21 protein-coding genes are annotated in these 22,657 nt (G+C 33.1%); 12 read left to right on the forward strand and 9 right to left on the reverse strand.

Features of this window, described 5'->3' with window-relative positions; all coding sequences use genetic code 11:
- Window positions 1-54 precede the first annotated feature (54 nt).
- The 3 genes from BC952_RS04880 to miaB form a co-directional block, all read right to left on the reverse strand.
- The gene (locus tag BC952_RS04880) at window positions 55-558 is read right to left on the reverse strand and encodes an LptE family protein (RefSeq protein ID WP_121364480.1); all 504 of its coding nucleotides are present in this window, start codon (window positions 556-558) and stop codon (window positions 55-57) included.
- 92 nt (window positions 559-650) lie between these two features.
- Window positions 651-1,907, reverse strand: coding sequence for a sigma-54 interaction domain-containing protein (locus BC952_RS04885; RefSeq protein WP_121364481.1), 1,257 nt, complete (start codon window positions 1,905-1,907; stop codon window positions 651-653).
- 84 nt (window positions 1,908-1,991) lie between these two features.
- On the reverse strand, window positions 1,992-3,437 hold the full coding sequence (miaB, locus tag BC952_RS04890; RefSeq protein ID WP_121364482.1) for a tRNA (N6-isopentenyl adenosine(37)-C2)-methylthiotransferase MiaB: 1,446 nt from the start codon (window positions 3,435-3,437) through the stop codon (window positions 1,992-1,994).
- 230 nt (window positions 3,438-3,667) lie between these two features.
- Between miaB and topA the strand changes: the two genes are divergently transcribed.
- From topA to BC952_RS04925, 7 genes are all read left to right on the forward strand, one after another.
- A complete protein-coding gene (gene topA / locus BC952_RS04895; protein ID WP_121364483.1) occupies window positions 3,668-6,181 on the forward strand; it encodes a type I DNA topoisomerase in 2,514 nt (837 codons plus the stop codon).
- A gap of 3 nt (window positions 6,182-6,184) precedes the next feature.
- Window positions 6,185-7,336 (forward strand): formimidoylglutamase, encoded by a 1,152-nt coding sequence (locus tag BC952_RS04900; RefSeq protein WP_121364484.1) that lies wholly within the window; start codon window positions 6,185-6,187, stop codon window positions 7,334-7,336.
- A 131-nt stretch (window positions 7,337-7,467) separates the two neighbouring features.
- Window positions 7,468-8,874 (forward strand): T9SS ring complex lipoprotein PorK/GldK, encoded by a 1,407-nt coding sequence (gene porK / locus BC952_RS04905; protein WP_091165173.1) that lies wholly within the window; start codon window positions 7,468-7,470, stop codon window positions 8,872-8,874.
- 42 nt (window positions 8,875-8,916) lie between these two features.
- Window positions 8,917-9,564: a type IX secretion system motor protein PorL/GldL gene (porL, locus tag BC952_RS04910; protein WP_121364485.1), complete on the forward strand. Its 648-nt coding sequence runs from the start codon at window positions 8,917-8,919 to the stop codon at window positions 9,562-9,564.
- A 44-nt stretch (window positions 9,565-9,608) separates the two neighbouring features.
- On the forward strand, window positions 9,609-11,150 hold the full coding sequence (gene porM, locus BC952_RS04915) for a type IX secretion system motor protein PorM/GldM (RefSeq protein WP_121364486.1): 1,542 nt from the start codon (window positions 9,609-9,611) through the stop codon (window positions 11,148-11,150).
- A gap of 49 nt (window positions 11,151-11,199) precedes the next feature.
- A complete protein-coding gene (porN, locus tag BC952_RS04920; protein WP_091166514.1) occupies window positions 11,200-12,090 on the forward strand; it encodes a type IX secretion system ring subunit PorN/GldN in 891 nt (296 codons plus the stop codon).
- 94 nt (window positions 12,091-12,184) lie between these two features.
- Window positions 12,185-13,237 carry an NAD(P)/FAD-dependent oxidoreductase gene (locus BC952_RS04925; RefSeq protein ID WP_121364487.1) on the forward strand — a complete coding sequence of 351 codons (1,053 nt, stop codon included), beginning with the start codon at window positions 12,185-12,187 and terminating at the stop codon, window positions 13,235-13,237.
- A 2-nt stretch (window positions 13,238-13,239) separates the two neighbouring features.
- Here BC952_RS04925 and BC952_RS04930 read toward each other — a convergent pair whose 3' ends face one another.
- Window positions 13,240-13,623, reverse strand: coding sequence for a DUF983 domain-containing protein (locus tag BC952_RS04930; RefSeq protein ID WP_121364488.1), 384 nt, complete (start codon window positions 13,621-13,623; stop codon window positions 13,240-13,242).
- A gap of 73 nt (window positions 13,624-13,696) precedes the next feature.
- On the opposite strand from BC952_RS04930, the gene BC952_RS04935 reads away from it, so the two are divergent.
- A complete protein-coding gene (locus tag BC952_RS04935) occupies window positions 13,697-15,604 on the forward strand; it encodes an ABC transporter ATP-binding protein (RefSeq protein ID WP_121364957.1) in 1,908 nt (635 codons plus the stop codon).
- A gap of 30 nt (window positions 15,605-15,634) precedes the next feature.
- Here BC952_RS04935 and BC952_RS04940 read toward each other — a convergent pair whose 3' ends face one another.
- Complete coding sequence (locus BC952_RS04940) at window positions 15,635-16,603, reverse strand: App1 family protein (protein WP_121364489.1); 969 nt, start codon at window positions 16,601-16,603, stop codon at window positions 15,635-15,637.
- 64 nt (window positions 16,604-16,667) lie between these two features.
- On the opposite strand from BC952_RS04940, the gene BC952_RS04945 reads away from it, so the two are divergent.
- Complete coding sequence (locus BC952_RS04945; RefSeq protein ID WP_121364490.1) at window positions 16,668-17,558, forward strand: diacylglycerol/lipid kinase family protein; 891 nt, start codon at window positions 16,668-16,670, stop codon at window positions 17,556-17,558.
- Here the strand turns inward: BC952_RS04945 and BC952_RS04950 are convergent.
- Window positions 17,551-18,699, reverse strand: a complete 1,149-nt coding sequence (locus BC952_RS04950) for a GNAT family N-acetyltransferase (protein WP_121364491.1) — start codon at window positions 18,697-18,699, stop codon at window positions 17,551-17,553. The genes BC952_RS04945 and BC952_RS04950 overlap by 8 nt on opposite strands.
- 99 nt (window positions 18,700-18,798) lie before the next feature.
- Here BC952_RS04950 and BC952_RS04955 point away from each other — a divergent pair, with 99 nt between their 5' ends.
- Window positions 18,799-19,077 carry a 4a-hydroxytetrahydrobiopterin dehydratase gene (locus BC952_RS04955; RefSeq protein ID WP_121364492.1) on the forward strand — a complete coding sequence of 93 codons (279 nt, stop codon included), beginning with the start codon at window positions 18,799-18,801 and terminating at the stop codon, window positions 19,075-19,077.
- Between the two features lie 59 nt (window positions 19,078-19,136).
- Here BC952_RS04955 and BC952_RS04960 read toward each other — a convergent pair whose 3' ends face one another.
- A complete protein-coding gene (locus BC952_RS04960; RefSeq protein ID WP_121364493.1) occupies window positions 19,137-19,619 on the reverse strand; it encodes a DUF1761 domain-containing protein in 483 nt (160 codons plus the stop codon).
- A 182-nt stretch (window positions 19,620-19,801) separates the two neighbouring features.
- Between BC952_RS04960 and BC952_RS04965 the strand changes: the two genes are divergently transcribed.
- Window positions 19,802-20,656 carry a leucine-rich repeat domain-containing protein gene (locus tag BC952_RS04965; RefSeq protein ID WP_121364494.1) on the forward strand — a complete coding sequence of 285 codons (855 nt, stop codon included), beginning with the start codon at window positions 19,802-19,804 and terminating at the stop codon, window positions 20,654-20,656.
- 198 nt (window positions 20,657-20,854) lie between these two features.
- On the opposite strand, the gene BC952_RS04970 is transcribed toward BC952_RS04965, so the two are convergent.
- Both BC952_RS04970 and BC952_RS15200 read right to left on the reverse strand, forming a co-directional pair.
- Window positions 20,855-21,253, reverse strand: coding sequence for a hypothetical protein (locus tag BC952_RS04970; RefSeq protein WP_121364495.1), 399 nt, complete (start codon window positions 21,251-21,253; stop codon window positions 20,855-20,857).
- A 267-nt stretch (window positions 21,254-21,520) separates the two neighbouring features.
- Window positions 21,521-21,703: a hypothetical protein gene (locus BC952_RS15200; RefSeq protein ID WP_121364496.1), complete on the reverse strand. Its 183-nt coding sequence runs from the start codon at window positions 21,701-21,703 to the stop codon at window positions 21,521-21,523.
- A gap of 592 nt (window positions 21,704-22,295) precedes the next feature.
- Between BC952_RS15200 and BC952_RS04980 the strand changes: the two genes are divergently transcribed.
- Window positions 22,296-22,625 carry a TOMM propeptide domain-containing protein gene (locus tag BC952_RS04980; RefSeq protein WP_147405260.1) on the forward strand — a complete coding sequence of 110 codons (330 nt, stop codon included), beginning with the start codon at window positions 22,296-22,298 and terminating at the stop codon, window positions 22,623-22,625.
- The last annotated feature ends 32 nt before the right edge of the window (window positions 22,626-22,657 follow it).

Genomic DNA, 22,657 nt, shown 5'->3' on the forward strand with positions numbered 1-22,657 from the left:
GTTTATTTGTTCTCCGATTAACCGAATCAACAAATTACCGAATCAACACTTCATTTACCATTTAGCTAATGACTCGTTGAAAATATCTTGTGTTATTCTTTCAAAAATATCTTTCAAAGCACTATTCAAAGTTGCGCCTGTTAATTGTTGTTCTGCAGGATAATCGTAGAAAAAAGTAAATGGTTTTTCGAAATCATCCGCTTCTTTTTTCTTATTGGTAAAACGAACATTCACACGAATTGTCAGACGGTTTTGAGCAGCTCGCTGATCTGCAGTTGCTGTCATTGGACTTATTCTGTAATCCACAATTTCTCCTTCGTATGACAAATCAGCACCGTTTTTAACTAAGTTTAGATTAGTTTGGTTCTGAATCAAATCTTGAAGTTCTAATGTAAATGTACGATCAATTCCGGGTTCGATTAACTCCGCATTATTCTGAAAAAAGCCCACTTGAAATGTTTCGGCGTCAATTTTACCGGTTCCTGTAAAGTTATAAACCGAGCAACTATTGATGCTCAATATTAGTATTGAAAAAAGAATAAGTTTAATGTGTTTCATTTTTTATTTTAAAAATTGCCTCGCTAATTTGCTAAAGTCAGGTTCAAATATATTCATTTTCAATCAAAGATATTTAGGTCTCGAAAGAAAAACTACAAATCAAATTGCTTTATTTTTCTATATAAAGTCCGTTCCGAAATACCTAATTCGTCTGCGGCAGCTTTTCGTTTTCCTTTATTTTTTTCTAATGATTTTTTAATCATTTCAATTTCTTTTTGTTCTAAACGTAAAGTTTCCTCTTCCTCAACGGTTTCTGCAAAAAGATAATTATCATCATGTTCCTGGTATAAATCCTCATTGTTTTGAGACGCTATTAAGGAAGCTCTAGGTTCTTCTTCAAAATCTATTTCACTGTCATTTTCTTTTGAACCGTATATTTTTTTTATCAAATGCTGATTCGTCTCTTGCACTTTTGAACTTCCGCTTTGAATCAGTTCCAGTGTTAATTTTTTCAAATCATTCAAATCACTTTTCATGTCAAAAAGGACTTTGTACAAAATTTCCCTTTCGGTACTGAAATCACTTTCGCTTTTTTTATCTTTTATAACAGAGGGTAAATTGCTTCCCTGAACTGGTAAATAAGATTGTAACGTCACTGCTGATATATCCCGATTAGTTTCTAAAACGGAGATTTGCTCGGCAACATTTCGCAATTGTCGAATGTTTCCGCTCCAACGAAATTTCTGCAACAATTGAATAGCATTTTCGTCTAGTTTCAAAGGAGGCATTTTATATTTATGGGCAAAATCAGCAACGAATTTCCGGAACAACAAATGAATGTCGTCTTTTCGATCGCGTAAAGGTGGTAAAGTAATATCTACCGTACTTAAACGATAATATAAATCCTCTCTGAATTTCCCTTTTTCGATAGCATCAAATAAATTCACATTGGTAGCTGCCACAATTCGTACGTCTGTTTTCTGTACTTGCGAAGAACCTACTTTTATGAATTCACCATTTTCGAGAACACGTAATAAACGCACTTGAGTAGTAAGAGGCAATTCACCAACTTCATCCAGAAAGATAGTTCCGCCATCAGCGACTTCAAAATAACCCTCACGAGTTCCTGTGGCTCCGGTAAAAGCACCTTTTTCATGTCCAAAAAGTTCACTGTCAATAGTTCCTTCTGGAATGGCTCCACAGTTTACGGCAATGTATTTTCCATGTTTTCTATGCGAAAGCGAATGGATAATTCTAGGAATATTCTCTTTTCCAACTCCGCTTTCTCCCGCTACTAATACCGTGATATCAGTAGGAGCAACCTGTATGGCTTTTTCTATCGCACGATTAAGCTTCGGGTCATTCCCGATAATCTCAAAACGTTGTTTTATAGCTTGAACTGATTCCATATTATTTTTGTTTAAAGTTTTCTTTGTTTCAGGTTTAAAGTTATCGAGACAACTTTAAACCTGAAACCTGAAACAAACTTTTTTTTAATTCATCTCACTCAACCCAACTGCTTCACCTTTCAAAGTTCCGCTTGTGCAAGAAGTGATTCTCACATTCACAAAATCTCCAATCTTGTAATTTTCTTTTGGAAAAACCACGGTAATACTTTGTGAATTTCTTCCTGAAAATTCTTCTGTCGATTTTTTGGAAACTTTCTCAACCAAAACTTCTACAGTTTGTCCAATGAATTCCTCAGAGCGGAACCAAGCGTGTTTTTGTTGTAAATCGACAATTTCCTGTAATCTTCGTGCTTTTGTTTCTTCTGGAACGTCGTCTTCCATTTTTCTTCCTGCCAATGTTCCCGGACGTTCGGAATAGGAGTACATATAACCAAAATTATATTTCACATATTCCATCAAGCTCATTGTGTCTTGATGATCTTCTTCGGTTTCTGTAGGGAAACCAGCAATCATATCCTGCGAAATGGAGCTGTTCGGAATAATGGTTCTGATTTTATCAATCAAAGTCATGTATTCTTCACGCGTATGCAAACGATTCATCTCTCTTAGGATTCTATTGCTTCCGGACTGCACTGGCAAGTGAATGTGTTTGCAAATATTAGGATGTTTTGCAATCACATGTAAAATACTTTCGTGCATGTCTTGCGGATTTGATGTCGAAAATCGGATTCTCATTTTAGGAAAGCCAACAGCCACCATTTCTAATAATTGGTCAAAGTCAACAGCAGTAGCTTTTTGCATTTCGGTAGCATTCTCAAAATCTTTTTTCAATCCGCCGCCGTACCAAAGGAAACTATCCACGTTTTGTCCCAAAAGCGTAATTTCTTTAAACCCTTTGTCCCATAAATCCTGAATTTCGGTCATGATACTTTGTGGTTCACGGCTGCGTTCGCGTCCGCGGGTAAAAGGTACCACGCAAAACGTACACATATTATCACAACCACGCGTGATAGAAACCAAAGCTGTAATTCCGTTGCTCATCAATCGAACCGGTGAAATATCACCATAGGTTTCGTCTTTCGACAAAATCACGTTAATCGCATCGCGACCTTCTTCGACTTCTTGCAAAAGGTTTGGTAAATCTTTATAGGCATCAGGACCCACAACAAGATCAACGATTTTTTCTTCTTCTAGGAATTGACTTTTTAGACGTTCGGCCATGCAACCCAAAACTCCAACTTTCATCTTTGGATTAATTCGTTTCACCGCATTGTATTTCTCCAAACGTTTACGAATGGTTTGCTCAGCCTTGTCCCGAATGGAACAAGTATTAACCAAAACTAAATCGGCTTCTTCCAGCACTTGCGTCGTATTATATCCGTTTCCAGATAATATGGAAGCTACAATTTCGCTGTCCGAAAAATTCATCGCGCAACCGTAACTTTCTATAAATAGCTTTTTTGTGTTCTCGGGTTTATTTTCTAAAACAAGACTCTCACCTTGTTTGCTTTCTTCAATAATCTTTTCCATCCTATGTTTTCAAAGTGCAAAGATAACGCAATTCAAATAAATATGACAAGATGTCAGATTAAGAATTAACACTATTTTAAGGCGTTCGAAGTAACGGATAAATTGATTCAAAATTTACTGAATTTAAATATGTTAAAACCCGCCATTGAACGATTAAATTGACTTTTAAAATTTAAAAAACTTAAAATTTAAAAAAATCATATACTTTTGCCGACATAAACAATCGGAATATGGCAAAGAATTTAGTTATAGTGGAATCACCTGCAAAGGCAAAAACAATCGAAAAATTTTTAGGGAGTGATTTTCAGGTAGAGTCCAGTTACGGACATATTGCCGACTTACCATCCAAAGAAATTGGAGTAGATGTGGAAAATGGTTTCAAACCTAAATATGAAGTTTCTGCTGATAAAAAAGCGTTGGTTACTAAATTAAAAGGACTAGCTAAAAAAGCTGAAATGGTTTGGTTAGCAAGTGATGAGGATCGCGAGGGTGAGGCTATTTCTTGGCATTTAGCCGAAGAATTAAAATTAGACAAAAGCAAAACAAAACGAATTGTATTTCACGAAATTACTAAAACTGCGATTCTAAAAGCAATTGATAATCCACGTGAAATTGATTATAATTTAGTTAATGCACAACAAGCACGTCGTGTATTAGATCGATTGGTTGGATATGAATTGTCTCCTGTACTTTGGAGAAAAATAAAAGGAGGACTTTCTGCCGGTCGTGTACAATCAGTTTCTGTTCGTTTGATTGTGGAACGTGAAAGAGAAATTCAAAATTTCAAAGCTGTTGCAACATATTCTGTTGTCGCTGAATTTACTAATGAATCAGGGAAAACATTCAAAGCCAAACTGCCTAAAAATTTCAATACTAAAAAAGAAGCCGAAGATTTTTTAAATAAAAATATAGGTTCTACATATAAGGTAGCCGATTTAGAAACGAAACCTACTAAAAAATCACCAACGGGTCCATTTACGACTTCAACTTTGCAACAAGAAGCCGCTCGTAAATTGTATTTGCCTGTTGGAATTACCATGCAACTTGCACAACGTTTGTACGAAGCCGGACTTATTACGTATATGAGAACGGATAGTGTGAACCTATCCAAAGATGCTATGGAAGCTGCTCAGGCTGAAATTATCAAATCTTACGGAAAAGAGTTCTCCAAACCACGAACATTTGTCAATAAAAGTAAAGGTGCACAGGAAGCACACGAGGCGATTCGTCCTACGGATATGTCGCGTCATACGGTTGATATCGACAGAGACCAAGCGCGTTTGTATGATTTGATTTGGAAAAGAACGTTGGCTTCTCAAATGAGTGATGCACAATTAGAACGTACTAACGTAAAAATTGAAGCAAACAATCACGGTGAAATATTCACGGCATCTGGAGAAGTGTTGCTTTTTGAAGGTTTTCTGAAAGTGTACTTGGAAGGTCATGATGACGATGAAGAAGAGCAAGAAGGAATGTTGCCAGCCATGAAAGTCAATGAAAAATTACAAAACAATTATATCTCAGCAACCGAAAGGTATTCTAGGCCGCCTGCACGATATACGGAAGCTTCTTTGGTAAAAAAATTAGAAGAATTGGGAATAGGTCGTCCTTCTACTTATGCGCCAACGATTTCTACAATCATCAACAGAAATTATGTCGAGAAAGGAAATCTTGATGGACAAGAACGTAATTATACGCAATTGACATTACAATCCGGAAAAGTAGGAGAGAAGTTGTTGAAAGAAAATACAGGTTCTGATAAAGGGAAATTAGTTCCTACAGATATTGGAACGATTGTTACGGATTTCTTAGTTAAGAATTTTGGAAACATTTTAGATTATAATTTCACTGCAAAAGTGGAACAGGATTTCGATGAAATTGCTGAAGGAAATATCGTTTGGACAAAAATGATGCAGGAGTTCTACGATAAATTTCACCCAACGGTGAAAGATGTCGAAGCCAATGCAGAAAGAGAAAGCGGAGAAAGAATTTTGGGAACAGATCCTAAAACAGGAAAACCGGTTTCGGTTCGTTTAGGAAAATTTGGACCAATGGCTCAAATTGGAGCTGCAGATGATGAGGATAAAAAGTTTGCGAGTTTGATGAACGATCAAAACATTGGAAACATCACTCTAGAAGAAACATTGAATTTATTTTTATTGCCAAAAAATTTAGGTGAATATAAAGGAGAAGAAGTTGAAGTAAGTAATGGTCGTTACGGTCCTTATATTCGTCATGGTGCGGCTTTTGTTTCCTTGCCAAAAGGAGAAAACCCGTTAGATGTAGATTTTGAAAGAGCGCAGGAATTAATTGATGAAAAAGCAATAGCCGATGCTCCAATTGCCGTTTATAAAGGCGAAGGCGTGCAAAAAGGAACAGGTCGTTTTGGTCCTTTCATCAAATGGGACGGGTTGTTTATCAATGTAAGTAAGAAATATAATTTTGATAATTTGTCTCAAGCAGATATTGAAGCGTTGATCGAAGATAAATTACAAAAGAATATTGATAAGGTTTTACATAATTGGGAGGACGAAGGGATTCTAGTCGAAAAAGCCCGTTGGGGACGCTCGGTTATTACTAAAGGGAAAATCAAAATTGAATTAAGCAAAGATGTTGATGCTACTAAATTGACATTGGCAGAAGTTCAGGAAATGATTGCCAAGAAAACGCCGGCCAAAAAAGTAGCTGCTAAAAAAGCACCTGCAAAGAAACTAGCAGTTAAGAAACCAGTAGCAAAAAAGTAAAAAATGGAATTTGATTTTCTGAAACCCGTCGATGATGAAATCCAGGAGTTCATAAACGGATTGACTTCGCAGCAACTAGGAAGTAAAATAGTTTTGCACACTAACGAGCAATTTCCTGATTTAAACAAGATTAAAATTGCAGTAATAGGCGTTTTAGAAAATCGAGGAGATAAAAAAGCGGTGTCGGATGTTGATTTAATACCGTTCAGAAAAGAGTTGTATGGATTGTTTCCGGGAAACTGGGACGCTTCTATTGCGGATTTAGGTGATATTGCTGCAGGGAATTCGGTTACGGACACTTATTTTGCAGTAAAAAAAGTGGTGGCAAGTTTGATTAAGAAAAAAATCACGCCAATAGTTATAGGAGGTTCTCAGGATATAACGTATGCGCTTTACAGAGCTTACGATGATTTGGAACAAATGGTCAACTTGGTTTCTATTGATAATAAATTTGATTTCGGAAAAGAAGATGAAGCAGTTTCTGCAACTTCTTATTTGACAAAAATAATTATAGACGAGCCTAATAATCTTTTTAACTATTGTAACATAGGGTATCAAACTTATTTTAATTCTCAGGAAGAAATAGATTTGATAGAAAAATTATTCTTTGATGGATATAGATTAGGAGAAGTTTCTAATAATATTGCTATTTCAGAGCCAGTTTTTAGGGATGCTGATTTGGTAAGTGTTGATTTGAATTCTTTGAAATCGTCTGATTCTGGAAATTTTATTTCATTTCAACCGAATGGATTTAATGGAAAAGAGATCTGTTCTTTGTCTCGATATGCGGGAATAAGTGATAAAGTATCTTCGTTTGGGATATTCAACCACAATAATTCAATACAAGAATCGGTACTAATTGCGCAGGTGATTTGGTATTTTATTGAAGGGTTTCATTATCGTTCGAATGAGTATCCTTTTGGGAGCAAAGAAAATTATTTAAAATACATTGTTCCATTGGAGGAAGAGGAGCTTGTTTTTTATAAAAGTGACAAAACGGATCGCTGGTGGATAGAAATTCCATTTGTTTCAAATGTTAATAATAAATTAAAAAGAAATACGTTATTACCATGTTCTTATGATGAATACTTGCAGGCTTGTAATCAAGAATTGCCTGAGAGATGGTGGAAAGCACAACGCAAAAACATTGTTTAAAATGTTTTTTATTTTTGTGTTAATGTTTTTATAAAAAAAAGTAATTTCTTTTGTTTAAAAAATTGTTTTTTATAAAAATAATAAATAGGTTTACACACTTAAAAATAATGAATAGTTAATCCAAAAATTATATGAAGAAGTTCATTGCATTTACGGCAATTTTGACCTTATTAATTGGCTGTGGAAAGTCAAGTGACAAAGGAGAATTAGTTGGTGTTAAAGGAGGAAAATGGCATCCTGAAAAGCCTTACGGTATGACTCTGGTTCCTGGTGGGTCGTTTATAATGGGTAAATCAGATGATGATATGGCTCATGTAGATGATGCTCCTACAAAAACAGTAACTGTTCGATCTTTCTACATGGACGAAACTGAAATAACAAACAGTGAATACCGTCAATTTGTGGAATGGGTAAAAGATTCTACAATGAGAGTGCGATTAGCTATATTAGCTGAAGAAAGTGGACTGAAAGCTGGAGGAGAAAATGCAAAAGGAAAAAATGCAGGAAGTATTGGTGACTATGCTTTTAATGATGCAGATCCTGAAAAAATGACCGCGTATGACAAGTACATGTATGACAACTACTATAGTGTAGGTACTGATGATGATCAATATGCAGGTAGAAAATTAAACAAAAAGGTAAAGCTAATAAAGGATACAAAATTGTATCCGGATGAGTATTATACTGAAGTTATGGATTCAATGTATTTGCCTTTAGAAGCATCCTACAATGGTTTGCGTACAATAGATGTTGATAAATTGAAGTTCCGTTACTCTTGGATGGACATTCAAGCAGCAGCTAAAGCAAAAGTGGGTAAAAGAAAAGATTTTATCAAAACTGAAGAGGTTCAAATATATCCTGATACCACAGTTTGGATTAAAGATTTCGCTTATTCCTACAATGAGCCTATGCATAATGATTATTTTTGGCACAAAGCGTATGGAGAATATCCAGTTGTGGGTGTCAAATGGACTCAAGCGAAAGCTTTTTGTGCTTGGAGAACATTAAATAAAAACACTTACATTAAATCAAAAAAGAAAGGTCAAGATTTAATAAATTCTTTTAGATTACCTACAGAAGCCGAATGGGAATATTCTGCAAGAGGAGGTTTAGAGTCAGCCACATATCCATGGGGAGGTCCTTATACAAAAAATGACAGAGGTTGTTTTCTTGCTAATTTCAAGCCGAATAGAGGTGATTATGCTGCTGATGAAGCATTGTATACGGTAGAAGCTAAATCGTATGAGCCTAACGGTTATAATCTTTATAACATGGCGGGTAATGTTTCTGAATGGACTGATTCTGCATATGATCCAAACGCATATGAATATGTATCGTCTATGAATCCAAATGTTATTGATGCTTCAAATAAGCGTAAAGTTGTTCGTGGAGGTTCTTGGAAAGACGTTGCTTATTTCCTACAGGTAAGCACAAGGGATTTCGAATATGCGGATTCAGCAAGAAGCTTTATTGGTTTTAGAACTGTCCAAGATTACATGGGATTGCAGACTACTGGAACTGGAAAAAAAAATAAATAGTACAAATAAACCAAATCTATAAAACAAAAAAAACAAATTATTATGGCATTGTTAAGTAAAAAAGTAATGAATTTCTCTTATGGTATGGGAGCAGCAGTTGTAATTATTGGAGCATTATTCAAAATCACACACATAGAGTTCGGATTTATAACTGGAAATTTAATGCTTACAATCGGTCTTGTGGTTGAAGCTGCTATTTTTGCACTTTCAGCATTCGAACCAGTTGATGATGAATTAGATTGGACTCTAGTTTACCCTGAATTAGCTAACGGTGTTAAAGGTGATGTGAAAAGCAAAGTTGTAGCAAAATCAGATGAGCAAGGTATGTTGTCTCAAAAATTAGATGCTATGTTAAAAGATGCTAAAATTGACGGTGAATTAATGTCAAGTTTAGGAAATAGCATTAAAAATTTCGAATCTGCAGCTAAAAATATTTCGCCAACAGTAGATTCTATTTCTGCAACTAAAAAATACAGTGAAGAATTATCCATGGCTGCGGCACAAATGGAATCATTGAATAGCTTGTATAAAGTTCAACTGGAAAGTGCTTCAAGAAATGCTGAAGCAAATAAAGAAATTGCTGAAAATGCTGGTAAATTAAAAGAACAGATGCAATCTATGACTGCAAATATTGCTTCCTTGAATAATGTTTATGGAGGTATGCTTTCTGCGATGAATAATAAAGGATAATTAGTTTCAAACTATAAATACAAATAAACTAATTATTAGAAAATATGGCAGGAGGAAAACTAACCCCTAGACAGAAGATGATTAACCTAATGTACTTGGTTTTTATCGCTATGTTAGCATTAAATATGTCCAAAGAAGTATTATCTGCTTTTGGATTGATGAATGAAAAATTTGAAGGAGCAAATTCTTCAGCACAATTATCTAACACTCAAATGTTAGCTGGTTTAGATGCTAAAGCGTCTGAAGCAGGTGGAGAATTTACTGCTGCGTCAGCTACTGCGCACAAAGTAGAAGTAATAACTAAAAATTTTTATGATTATATTGGAAAAATAAAATCTGAAGTTTTAGTAGGTACTGAAGTTGATCCGGAAACGGGTAAGTTACCTTATGAGGCAATGGATAAAGGTGATAATATAGATCATTTATGGTTTAGTCCTTCAGGTTATTCAGCTAAAGGCAAGGAAGTTGTTGCTACAATAGAAAAGTATAAATCAGATATGAAGTTAGCATTGGGTGATAATAAAAAATTATCTCCAATTTTATCTGAAGTTGATACTAAGTTTAATTTGGCTGATGTTAAAAATAAAGATGGTATCGCAGTTGATTATTTAGATTATCATTTTAAAGGTTTTCCAGCTGTAGCTTCTTTAGCAAAACTTTCTGCTTGGCAGAATGATGTTAAAAAAGCAGAAACAGATGTTTATAATACTTTATTAGGAAAAGCTGCAGTAGCTGCTGCCTCATATAGTAATTACCAAGCAATTGTAGTACTTGATAAAAGTGCTTATTTTCAAGGTGAAAAAGTAACTGGAAAAGTTGTATTGGGAAGATATGACGAAAATACTAAGCCTACTTCGTTTTCAGGTCCCGGAAAAATTGTAAACGGTCAGGCTGTTATTGCAATGACTGCTGGAAATGTTGGAGAGCAAACTATTAATGGTCAGTTTACTTTCTTAGAAGATGGTAAAAATATACCTCTTAAATTTCAAGGAAATTATGTAGTAGTGCCGAGACCGAATTCTGCAACTATTTCTGCTGACAAAATGAATGTAGTGTATAGAGGTGTTGTCAATCCTATGACTATTTCATTTGCAGGAGTTTCTGCTGATAAGGTAAGTGTTTCTGCTCCAGGATTAAGTTCTGCAGGAAATGGTAAATACAACATGAGTCCTGGTTCAGGAAGTGAAGTGTTGATTAACGTTACAGCTACTCTTAACGATGGTTCAAAAGTTTCAGATAAGAAAGCATTTAGAATAAAAGGAATACCTGGTCCAACTGGAACAATTAGAGGAGAAGTGGGTGTGGTAAAAGGACCTAAATCTAATTTAGAAATTGCAACAATTGGTGCTAAATTAGTAGATTTTGATTTTCAAGTTGGTTTAGATGTTGTTGGGTTTAATCTTAAAGTAACTGGGCAGCCTACAGTAGTTGTTCAAGGAAATAGATTAAATGCACAATGTAAATCGGTTCTTTCTAAAGCGGGAAGAGGAGATCAAGTTACTATCTCTGAAATTAAAACAAAACTGGTAGGTGCAGGTAGTTATTTATTGCCTAGAACTGCTCCAGTAATTTTTGAAATACAATAATAAGTAAGTTTATCGGATCCTTGCTTTAATATTATATAATGATACCATGATGAATGTTAGAAATCTTTTTTTAGCTATTGTTTCCTTACTAGGAAGTGTTGCTTCATTTGCACAATCAAATTTGCTGAATGCAAAAAGTCCAGATCAAATAGGACTTAAAACTGCAGCTCAACTTATTTCTGATAATGATAAACCTTTGGCTTATGGTTATGTGCACGACCGTGATGTTTTGATGGGTAAAACTACTTGGGAGATAATTGATTTGAGTGAAAGAATAAATTTTTCGTTATACTTTCCAATTGATACTGCCAATGTTGGTTCCGACAGACGTTCTTTATATGATGTTTTGACAAAAGCAATGAAGAATGGTAAAATCACTGAAGTTTACACAGACAGTTATTTCAATACTAAAAAATCTATTAAAGATATTGAAGCATCTCTTTCTCGTATTGATACAACAGATGCTGGAAGAGAGCAAATTAACGCAGGGCAATCAGTTTCACAAGAATATATCATGAGACAGGATCTTACTGCTCAAGATGTTACACAATATAAAATAAAGGGATATTGGTATTTTGATAAACGTCAAAGTGAATTAAAATATCGTTTGTTAGGGATTTGTCCCGTTACGCCTGATGTTTATACGATGAACAGTGATGAAAAAGATTATATCGAATTGTTTTGGATATTTTTTCCATCAGCTAGGGAAGTTTTACATGAAGCTAAAGCCTTTAATGATAAGAATTCTGCAATGCCTGTTTCTTTTGACCAAATATTGAACTCAAGACGTTTCAACAGTGTTATTTACAAAGAAGAAAATGTTTACGGTGACAGAACTATCGAAGATTACATGAAAGATAATGCGCAAAATCAGTTGTTAGAATCAGAAAGAGTGAAAGAGAAAATTCGCAATTTCGAACAAGATATGTGGAATTATTAATTTCAATTTTAATAAAATAAGGAACTCTTGCTGTAATGGTAAGAGTTTTTTTGTTTTAAAATGCTTTCTTTGTAGATAGTTTAAAAGAGTTTTAATGATTGATTATTTAATAGTAGGTTCTGGTTTAGCTGGTATTTCATTTGCAGAGGTGGCTTTGTTTAATGAAAAGTCCATTTTTGTTTTAGATAATAATTTCCAAAATTCCTCTAAAATTGCTGGTGGATTGTATAATCCGGTAATTCTAAAACGATTTAGTGAAGTATGGAATGCTCAGGAACAGTTGGAATTAATGAATGAGTTGTATGTTTCTTTGGAAATAAAATTAAAATGTAAAGTAGATTTTAGAATACCCATTTTAAGAAAATTTTTCTCTGTTGAAGAACAAAATAATTGGTTTGCTGCTTCTGATAAAGCAGCGCTTGCTCCTTTTTTATCCACTGAATTAATTTCTAAAAAGTATTTAGGAATAGATTCACCTTACGGATACGGCGAAGTTTTACAAACTGGCTATGTTGATACTGCTTTGTTATTAAACAAATACAAAGAGTTCCTTAAAGAAAATAGTCTGTTTGGAGAAGAATCATTTGATTATGATGCTCTGCAGATTGTGTCAGATGGCATTTGTTATAAAGACATTAAAGCAAAACATATTATTTTTGCTGAAGGTTTTGGAATGCATGCAAATCCATATTTTAAGCATTTACCATTAGACGGCACCAAAGGAGAGCTTTTTATTATAAGAGCACCTGAATTAGATTTAGATGTAATCGTCAATACCAGCGTATTTATTTTGCCTCTTGGGAATGATTTATTCAAAGTTGGTGCTACTTATAACTGGAAAGACAAAACGGAATTGCCTACAGAAGAAGGAAAGACAGAATTAATAGAAAGGATAAAAGAAATTATAAGTTGTGACTTTGAGGTTTTAGAGCATTTTGCTGGTGTACGGCCAACTGTAAAAGACAGAAGACCTTTAGTGGGAACTCATCAAAATTATGAAGCAATACATATCTTGAATGGTTTAGGAACAAGAGGGGTTATGTTAGGTCCCGCTATGGCAAAAGCATTATTTGACCATATAGAAAACCAAACTCCTTTAGATCCAGTAATTGATATTAAACGATTTAAATCCAAAGAAAAGAATTAATATTACTTGAGCTTATTCTCTGGGTCATACGAAACAAACATATTTATATATATATTTCTGGACCAGCGTAAAACAAACGGGAACGATAGTATCAAGGATGCGATTATAGCAACGAAAGCCACTTTAAGATTCGAGTCAAAAAAGACAAATGAGATTATAAAAGCTGCAATTCCTATAGCAACATTTAATCCATAACTGACATACATTGCACCGTAAAAAAAAGAAGGTTCAATTTGATATCTTAATCCGCAATGACTGCAATTTTCATGCATTTTTAATATTTTGTTGAAATGCAATGGATTTTTGTCCAAATACATACTCTCATTCTGACATTTAGGACAAGTTCCTGTTAAAATGCTATATAATTTGGATCCTTTTTTTAACATTTGCAAAAAATTTAATTTTTCCTTTTTTGGAGTTACAAATTTACGCATTCGAAAAGGAATAAAATCACAATACATGCTTAATATACACAATTTATCCGTTTCGTTTGGTGGTTCTTATTTATTTGAAGAAGTTACCTTTCGATTGGGTGCCGGAGACCGTGTGGGTCTTGTTGGGAAGAATGGAGCGGGGAAATCTACCATGCTTAAAATGTTGGCAAAAGATTTTGCTCCTGACTCAGGTGTTATTTCTCAAGAGAAGGATCTTCGAATGGGTTTTTTACGTCAGGATATCGATTTTGAACAAGGAAGAACAGTTCTTGAAGAAGCCTATGAAGCTTTCACGGAGATAAAAATTGTTGAGAAAAAGCTTGAAGAGATTAATCACTTGTTAGTTACAAGAACGGATTATGAAAGTGATGAGTACAGTCAAATCATTGAAGACCTATCTGATTATACACACCGTTTTGAATTATTGGGCGGTTATAATTATGTGGGTGATACAGAGAAAATTTTACTTGGTTTAGGATTTAAACGAGATGTTTTTGATAATCAAACCGAAACTTTTTCTGGTGGATGGAGAATGCGTATCGAATTAGCCAAATTATTATTACAGGCTAATGATGTTTTATTATTGGATGAGCCAACGAATCACTTGGATATAGAAAGTATCATTTGGTTAGAAAGTTTTCTTCGTAATTATCCAGGAGTTGTGGTGATTGTTTCGCACGATAAAATGTTTTTGGATAATGTAACAAACAGGACTATTGAAATTTCTCTTGGTAAAGCATATGATTTCAACAAACCCTATTCTCAATATTTAGAATTGCGTCATGAAATTCGCGAAAAGCAATTGGCTACACAAAAAAACCAAGCCAAAAAAATTGAAGAAACGGAGAAATTAATCGAAAAATTCCGTGCCAAAGCTTCTAAAGCTTCTATGGCGCAGTCGTTAATAAAAAAATTAGATAAAGTCGAACGCATTGAAGTTGATGAAGATGATAACTCAGTGATGAATATTACTTTTCCGGTTTCAAAAGAGCCAGGAAGAGTAGTTATTGAAGCTGAAAATGTTACTAAAAGTTACGGTGATAAAACTATTTTGAAAGATATCAACCTTTTGGTAGAACGTGGAAGTAAAATTGCTTTCGTTGGACAAAATGGTCAGGGGAAATCGACTTTCATTAAAGCTATTGTTGATGAATTCGAATATAAAGGAAATATCAAATTAGGGCATAATGTACAGTTGGGTTATTTTGCGCAAAATCAGGCGGAATATCTGGATGGTGAAATTACCTTGTTGCAAACAATGGAAGATGCTGCAGCAGATACAAACCGAATGAAAGTGCGTGATATGCTGGGTTCTTTCTTGTTTCGTGGCGATGATGTTGAGAAAAAGGTAAAAGTCCTTTCTGGAGGCGAAAGAAACCGTTTAGCGCTGTGTAAATTATTATTGCAGCCTATTAATGTTTTGTTGATGGATGAGCCTACGAATCACTTGGACATTAAGTCCAAGAATGTTTTAAAAGCCGCACTTCAAAAATTTGGGGGAACTTTATTGTTGGTTTCGCACGATAGGGATTTCTTGCAAGGCATGTCAAATTTGGTGTATGAATTTAAAGACCAAAAAATAAAAGAATATTTAGGCGACATCAACTATTTCCTAGAGCAACGCAATATGGAGAATATGCGTGAAGTGGAGAAAAAAGATGCTGAAAAAGCAATTGCACCTAAAGAAAGTAACAAAGCTTCCTACGAAGACCAAAAGAAAGGAAAAGCGTTGCAAAATAAATTGAGCAAAGTAGAAAGCCAAATCAAACAATTAGAAAAGGACATACAGCAAGATGATAAAATGTTGGCTTCTAATTATGATAAGCATATTGAAGATGCGAAGTTTTTCACTGCTTACAATAAGAAAAAAGCAGAGTTAGATAAACTGCTGCTGGAATGGGAAGTTGTTCAGGAAGAAATAGATAATTTATAAAAACGAGAGTTCCATTTTGGAACTCTTTTTTTATGCAATAATTCCAATAGATTTTGAGTGTGCGATTGCTTCACTGCTATTTTTGAAGTAACAAATAGAAACGTTTAAAGTTTCCAAATTTTTCATTACAGTGATTATTTTTTCTTTTTTAGTGGCGCCGGTCTGACGGATGTAAACCGCTTTTACAGTGACGGGAAAAATTTTGCAAATGGCTTCATATAAATAAGGATCATGTTGCGAATCATCGCCAAGAAGGACATATTCTAAGTTGGGATAAAATTCTAAAATGTGTTTTATTTTGTCAAACTTGTGATTGTGATTTCCTCTGCCGGTCATGAAGAAATCAGTGAGACTCGTCTTGATGTCCTTCAATAGTAACACCGCTTTTGGCAGCTCATGAAGTTCGGTAAATTTTGTGATGAAACGATACAAATTCCATTCGCTGCTGGAAACATAGAAAAAAGCATTAAGCTCTTCCTTTTTTTCTCTTCCTGCAGTACTTAAAGCTTGATAATGGGTTACAACATCATCATATATTTTTCTCTTATTTACGTTTTTAAATAACAAAACATATAATTTTTTTAATGGATTTAATGTGTGAGATACTAAAAAAGTATCATCAATGTCAGATATGATTCCCAGATTTCCTTTGTGTGGTCGAATGTAACTATCTTTTGTAGTGATAGTGACATTTTTGTAAACAATGCTTACTTCATAGTCAATCCAGCCGTATTTAGTGTCCTGGTCTAATGGGACGCAAAATTTAAAATAGCCATCCACTAATGTTTTGGTATGAATTTTGGAATTGTTGTGTTTCAAATAGACATCGGCATTTGCCTGCGTTTTTATTTGGAACATTTTAATAACAGAAGTTGCATTTTTTAGATTCTTTTTTTGAAAATTATACTCTTCCATCGATGTTGGTTTGAAGACGTGACCCATGACGATTAATTCCTGTTCATTTGCGTATCCTCGGTATAATTTTAAAATTGGTTTCATATATTGTATTACTTTTGATAAAAGTTCAATTTAGAGGTTTTTAATCAATAAAAGAAGAAAAAGTTTGAAAAATAATATTATCCTTATCGTTAATCCTATTTCCGGAGACGTCAATAAATCAGAGCTTATTGATGCTGCGACAGCTTTTGCCGAGAAAGAAAATTTGAATCTCGTGATTTACAACACTTCTGGAACTTCAGATAGTGAAAACATAAAAGTGCTTTATGAAACCTATATTCCAAAGCGAATTATTGTAGCCGGAGGTGATGGAACCATAAAGATGGTTGCTGAAGCCATGGAAATGCATGATGTTATTATTGGAATTTTGCCAGCTGGTTCTGCTAACGGTTTAGCAGTAGATTTGAATTTACCCACAACCATTGAAGAAAACTTAGAGATTGCTTTTCACAATGATTATATGGAAATAGATATGATTTCTATTAATGGAAAGAAAAGTATTCACTTGAGTGATTTGGGTGTAAATGCTGAAATGATCAAGAACTACGAAAATAGCAGTATCCGTGGCAAATGGGGATATGCTTTGCAAACAGTATCTACTTTGATTGATTTGGAAGATCCATTTATTGCGACCATTACAGGTGATTTTCCAACAATAGAATGTGAGGCAAGAATGATAGTTATAGCTAATTCCCAAAAATATGGTACAGGAGTTTCTATAAATCCAAACGGTGTGATGGATGATGGAAAGTTTGAATTGGTGATCCTGAAAAATATGGATTTAGTAGTCCTTGGCAAAATTATTACTGGAAATATGCCCATAGATGTCAATGATGTAGAAATTGTTTCTACGGATAAAGCTTTTGTTACAACCAATATTCCGGTGAGTTTTCAAATTGATGGGGAATATTGCGGCAAAGAAACGAAACTGAATATCGAAATTCTGTCAAAACAATTGAAAGTTGCAGTACCTAATCCAATTAATGAAATTATTTAAAAGGATTTCGTTCTTGCCAAGTAGTTTCGGGTTCTAAATATTTGAATATTTTTGGCATATATGGATTTACCATTTCATTATTATGTGCGATGATTCCATACATTTTTATCGGTTTTGCACCAACAGAACTTTTGATTTCTAATGCAGTTCTAGCAAAGACAATTTCCTTGAAACCTTTATTGATGGAGTAGGCAATCATATCATATAACATGTTCAAGTACAGCATTTTTTCACGTTGAATACTCTCGTCATATCCCAGGAAATAGGTATCCATTACTTCACCATTTTTAATTAAAGTGTTGAAACCTATCAGTTTTTCATCGATAAAATAGCCGTAAAAAAGGAACTTGTCTTTAAAGATTTCTTTAAAAACTCTAAAATGATTTTTTGGTAGAAAAAAAGTATTGAAAGGTGCGTTTTTGGCAACATGAAAATACAAATCATAAATCGTATCCTCTAAAGCGATTATATCTTCCAGATGTAGCTTTCTCTTCTCAATACCAGCCGCTTTTTTTCGAGCTCTTTTGTATTGATCTCTATATTTTTTTGAAAGAGAATCAATGTAATCCTGCTCCGTTTTCCAATTTTCATTAATCGAAAAAACCATGTTGGGTTGTGTCGAGAATTGATAATCATTTTTAAATTCCGGAACAGCAAAGTATCTAATTTCCTCTTCGCTAAAATCTTTATAAGTCGTAATATGAATCTTGACACCCTTATATTTAAATATCTTTTTTAATTCGGTTGCAGCAGTATGTAACGTTTGTATTGCTTTCTTTTTATCAATCTTGTCAGATAAAGCAAAGCAGTTTTGACCCGTCAGCATGTTATTGCCAATGACCAGTACATGAGAACCAAAGTTTCTGAAAACAATATTTCGTATAGCAGTTTTGATACATTTATCACGTTCTCCAAAAGATTCCAATGAATTCAAGTCTAAAAATTGAGAAATTGCAATACCAACCAAAGTCGGATTGTCAAAGATTCCAATAAAGTGACAAATCATGTTGTCAGGAGAGGATTTTTCTAAAACCTGCAGGTATTTTTTGGATAAAAAAATAGTTGAAACAGCTAAGTCATCCCATTTTTCAGGAAGTTCAACAGTTGAATTGTAAATTTTGAAAGAGTAAACTGGATTCAAATTGTGTAGAAATATTTTTTTTCAAAATTAGTTAATAAAGTTAAAGTATTACTGAATGTCTCGAAATTAACTAACTTTATATAAATAAAAAAGAAAATTATGAAAACCTATTCAGAGGAATCTATTCAAACCCAATTGAAAGACCTAAAAAATTGGAAATTTATCAATAATGGAATAGAGAAAAATTTTAAGTTCTTAGATTTTACTCAAGCTTTAGGTTTTATTGTGCAGGTAGGAGTGATGGCCGAGAAGAGTAATCACCATCCAGAATTATTCAATGTGTATAATAAAGTTACGATTCGCTTAACCACTCACGATGCAGATGGCGTTACGGATAAAGACATTGATTTGGCAAAAGCCATAGAAGAGATTCAATAAAAAATAAATTTCGTCTTGCAGAGTAGCAGACGAAATTTATTTTAAATTCAAAGCGATTTTTATTTCCAACCACAAATAATTCCACCCATAATTGTAAAGCACAGTATCCAAAATCCACCGGTTACAAGGGTGTATTTGAAACTTCTTCTTTCGTATAAGGCATTAGTTCCTATAATTGGTAACGCTAAAAACACACCGGCCATAAATCCGTGTAATGTTCCGTGTTTAAAGGTTCTAAATGCTAATCCATAATCTGCCATGAAAGCTTCGTAAGAAATTTTTGCGATACTTGGATCTCCGCCAACCATTCCTAGAGCGCCAAATTGATGTATTGTTAGCATTTGAAGTGAAAAGCTTATGAAAAAAGCGTACAGTAATGAGGTTCCAAATAGTAAAAGCATATTTCCTCCTTTCAGGTTTTCTTCTGTCAAGTCTGATTCTTTCATCCAAATAGTTCCAAAAATTTTTGGATGATACCAAACAAATCCAATTACAAGAGTTGATAAAGCCGCAACAAAAAGAGCTAAGAAATTGATTTCCATAAATTTTATTTTGAGGTTAGTACATCAAATTTAATCTTATTTTAGTTAACATTAAAATAAGATTAAATTGTAAGATATTATGACGTATAAAAAAATATACGATGTAGTTCGTCGATTTTATTTGCTCATGAGCAGTTTAGTGTATATCTTTAAATATATTTATAAAGAAAAATATCTTGACTATGAAAAAAATTACTATCCTGTGCTTAACTATTTTATTTTCATTTTCAATGTTAGCGAACATATCTTCATCTGAAAGAGAAATCTTGGTAAAGCTATACAAAGCGACGAATGGGAATGAATGGATTAACAAATGGGATTTATCATCATCAGTTACTACTTGGTATGGAGTGAAATTGCTAAATGATAAGGTAGTTTCTATAAATCTAAGTAATAATAATCTAATAGGAGAAATTCCATTAGAAATTGTAAAATTGAAAAGTCTTCAAGAATTAAATTTATATAAAAATAAAATTTCTGGAGTTATTCCTTCTGCCATTGGCGATTTAAATGAATTAAGAATTTTAAATTTATCGTTTAATAAATTATCTGGGAATATTCCTAATTCTATCTGTAAGATGGTAAATTTAAAAAGTATAGAACTATATATGAATAGGCTTTCAGGGGAATTACCTTCTCAAATAGGTAGTCTTAATCAGTTAGAAGTTTTATCATTGTATAATAACGAAATATATGGCGAAATACCTACGTCATTATATAGTTTAAAAGCGTTGAAGATATTACTTTTGAATAGTAATAAATTTTCAGGAAGATTAAATCCTCAAGTTGCAAGCTTGAGTAATTTAGAGAGTATTAGTTTGTTTGATAATAATTTAATGGGTCAGGTTCCATTTGAGTTGGAAAAATTAAAAAACTTGAAAGAAATGAATATTTCATTCAATATGTTTAGTGGATTAGTTTCTAAAGATTTGGTGCAATTAGATGCTATGAATATGAAAATGATAAATGATAAAGGAATTGCAGTATTGTTGAATGTAGCGATGGATAAAAATAAAGCAGTTGTGTCTGAGGACTAGTTAATATCAATTTTAGTATAGATTAATGCTGTATAAATAAGAATTAGTTGTTAAATAATTTAGTTCGTAAAAACCTGTGAGACCTGTTTCACAGGTTTTTTTGTGAGTTGAATTTTATAACTTATTTCTTGTTTTTGTGTATTAATCCATTAAATACAAGGAAGTTTTTTAACGTGTTTACTATTTCAGAATTTTTAGCTAAATTTGAAATGTTATCGAATTCAATATATCTTTTTTGTTGTGTTTTAAATAAATTTTAAATCGGTCAATACCTTTTCTTTCTTGATGTTTCCAATGACTAATGTCTTTCAAATTAATCGTTTGAGACTTAATCGAACTATAAATAGGTTTCTTTATCCAATCCATTTTTATTGTCTGATTTCGAAGTTCTAAAAGTAGCGTGCCGGAAAATAATCTAAATAAAATAATTGCATAAAACATAGTAATTGTAAATGCAAGAATATAGATCATAAGGCTATTTTGTACTCCAGTTTGTGCCAAAAGAATTCCTAATAGCGGTAAAGAGAATATATATATAATTCCGAAAGGTAGTATTGATATCGTTTTGTCTTTTAAATGTAGTACGTTTTCTTCCATTATTTAAGTTTAAAAGATTTTACAAATTCTAAAAAAAAACAAATTTATCAAAGGATTTAAATGAAAAAAGCTCCAGATTTCTCTTAAGCTTTTCTAGTAGCGGGTAATATTGAAAAATCTAACAAGTTTATAGATGATTTTTATAGTATTGCTAGTGTTAAGAGAATCTATAAAATAAATTTTAAATTAACACTCCCTATTAAGTGTATAAGTTAAGGCTTTGATTTTATAGTCGGAGAATTTCGTCAAACATAAAGGTAAATTGGGTTAAAACAATTCCTTAATTTCTAATAGGCATTGACCATTTTTTGCTTCTTTTCTAAGAGTCAAATATATCGATTTGAGCACCGAATTATGTGTCTGGAGTGACATTTTTTCAGTGTGTTTTCGGATATTACCCTTAAGATTTGCAATTAAATTTGTAGTGTAAATAATTTTTCGGATTTCAATTGGGAAGTCAAAAAATACTACTAGTTCTTCCTAGATTTCAGGCCAGGATTTGATAGCGTAAGAAAATTTGGCTTCCCATTTATCTGCAAAATAATTTTAGATTAGCTTTGCTGCTTCTTTTGTTGGAGCATCAGAGATATGTTTCTTATAGGCAATAAATCACTTGCTGTTTTAGATACAATAAATTTATATTTGATGTTAAATTTACTGAAATTAAATTATTTGTGTTTGTAGCTCATTGAAAAAACTTCTAATTATTAGAGTAAAGCCATTCAAATTTTCGGTAGCTATAATAAAAACATCTTCCACACCAAACGCTTATAAATCATTTAGAAAACTCATTCAATATCTACAATTTTAGTTCTTACCAAGAAACATACCAAAAACTTCCTTTTTGCATACTTTTAATAAACACTAAGTTTTATTTAAAAAACAAATTAATGAAACTATTTGAAAATTAAGTCTGAAATTATAGCATAAGCATTAATACTAAAGTAGCTAAGCAAGTTTTTGTCAGCATTTTTGGCATTTCTGTTCGTAAATAAGAAGTTAATTTCACAATTCTAAAAATGAATTAACAAAAATGACAAAAATGGAAATAACAAAAGACCAAAAAATTCTAGATGCAATTATTAAAAAGTCATGGCAGGATCCAACTTTTAAAAGTAATTTAATAGCTAGCCCCATCACAACTATAGAAAATTTTTTAGGGCACCCTTTTCATTTGCCTGAGGGTAAGAATATTGCATTTGTTGATCAAACAGATTTCTCAACAATTTTTATCAATATTCCAGCTGAGGTTAATATGGATGATGTAGAATTGAATGAAGAGCAACTTGATATAGTATCAGGTGGAGATGGAGATATAACGCCACCTATAATCATTAAGCCTAACAATTATTCAGGGGATATTTTCAAATAAAATTAACTTATTTACAATTTTAAATATTAAAA

It is taken from the genome of Flavobacterium limicola (genome assembly GCF_003634755.1).
GTDB classification, from domain to species: Bacteria; Bacteroidota; Bacteroidia; order Flavobacteriales; family Flavobacteriaceae; genus Flavobacterium; species Flavobacterium limicola.

Bases quoted from the DNA above. Each gene is read 5' to 3' on its own strand.
- BC952_RS04880 (WP_121364480.1), bottom strand. From the start codon at position 558: ATGAAACACATTAAACTTATTCTTTTTTCAATACTAATATTGAGCATC.
- BC952_RS04885 (WP_121364481.1), bottom strand. From the start codon at position 1,907: ATGGAATCAGTTCAAGCTATAAAACAACGTTTTGAGATTATCGGGAAT.
- miaB (WP_121364482.1), bottom strand. From the start codon at position 3,437: ATGGAAAAGATTATTGAAGAAAGCAAACAAGGTGAGAGTCTTGTTTTA.
- topA (WP_121364483.1), top strand. From the start codon at position 3,668: ATGGCAAAGAATTTAGTTATAGTGGAATCACCTGCAAAGGCAAAAACA.
- BC952_RS04900 (WP_121364484.1), top strand. From the start codon at position 6,185: ATGGAATTTGATTTTCTGAAACCCGTCGATGATGAAATCCAGGAGTTC.
- porK (WP_091165173.1), top strand. From the start codon at position 7,468: ATGAAGAAGTTCATTGCATTTACGGCAATTTTGACCTTATTAATTGGC.
- porL (WP_121364485.1), top strand. From the start codon at position 8,917: ATGGCATTGTTAAGTAAAAAAGTAATGAATTTCTCTTATGGTATGGGA.
- porM (WP_121364486.1), top strand. From the start codon at position 9,609: ATGGCAGGAGGAAAACTAACCCCTAGACAGAAGATGATTAACCTAATG.
- porN (WP_091166514.1), top strand. From the start codon at position 11,200: ATGAATGTTAGAAATCTTTTTTTAGCTATTGTTTCCTTACTAGGAAGT.
- BC952_RS04925 (WP_121364487.1), top strand. From the start codon at position 12,185: ATGATTGATTATTTAATAGTAGGTTCTGGTTTAGCTGGTATTTCATTT.
- BC952_RS04930 (WP_121364488.1), bottom strand. From the start codon at position 13,623: ATGTTAAAAAAAGGATCCAAATTATATAGCATTTTAACAGGAACTTGT.
- BC952_RS04935 (WP_121364957.1), top strand. From the start codon at position 13,697: ATGCTTAATATACACAATTTATCCGTTTCGTTTGGTGGTTCTTATTTA.
- BC952_RS04940 (WP_121364489.1), bottom strand. From the start codon at position 16,603: ATGAAACCAATTTTAAAATTATACCGAGGATACGCAAATGAACAGGAA.
- BC952_RS04955 (WP_121364492.1), top strand. From the start codon at position 18,799: ATGAAAACCTATTCAGAGGAATCTATTCAAACCCAATTGAAAGACCTA.
- BC952_RS04960 (WP_121364493.1), bottom strand. From the start codon at position 19,619: ATGGAAATCAATTTCTTAGCTCTTTTTGTTGCGGCTTTATCAACTCTT.
- BC952_RS04965 (WP_121364494.1), top strand. From the start codon at position 19,802: ATGAAAAAAATTACTATCCTGTGCTTAACTATTTTATTTTCATTTTCA.
- BC952_RS04970 (WP_121364495.1), bottom strand. From the start codon at position 21,253: ATGGAAGAAAACGTACTACATTTAAAAGACAAAACGATATCAATACTA.
- BC952_RS04980 (WP_147405260.1), top strand. From the start codon at position 22,296: ATGGAAATAACAAAAGACCAAAAAATTCTAGATGCAATTATTAAAAAG.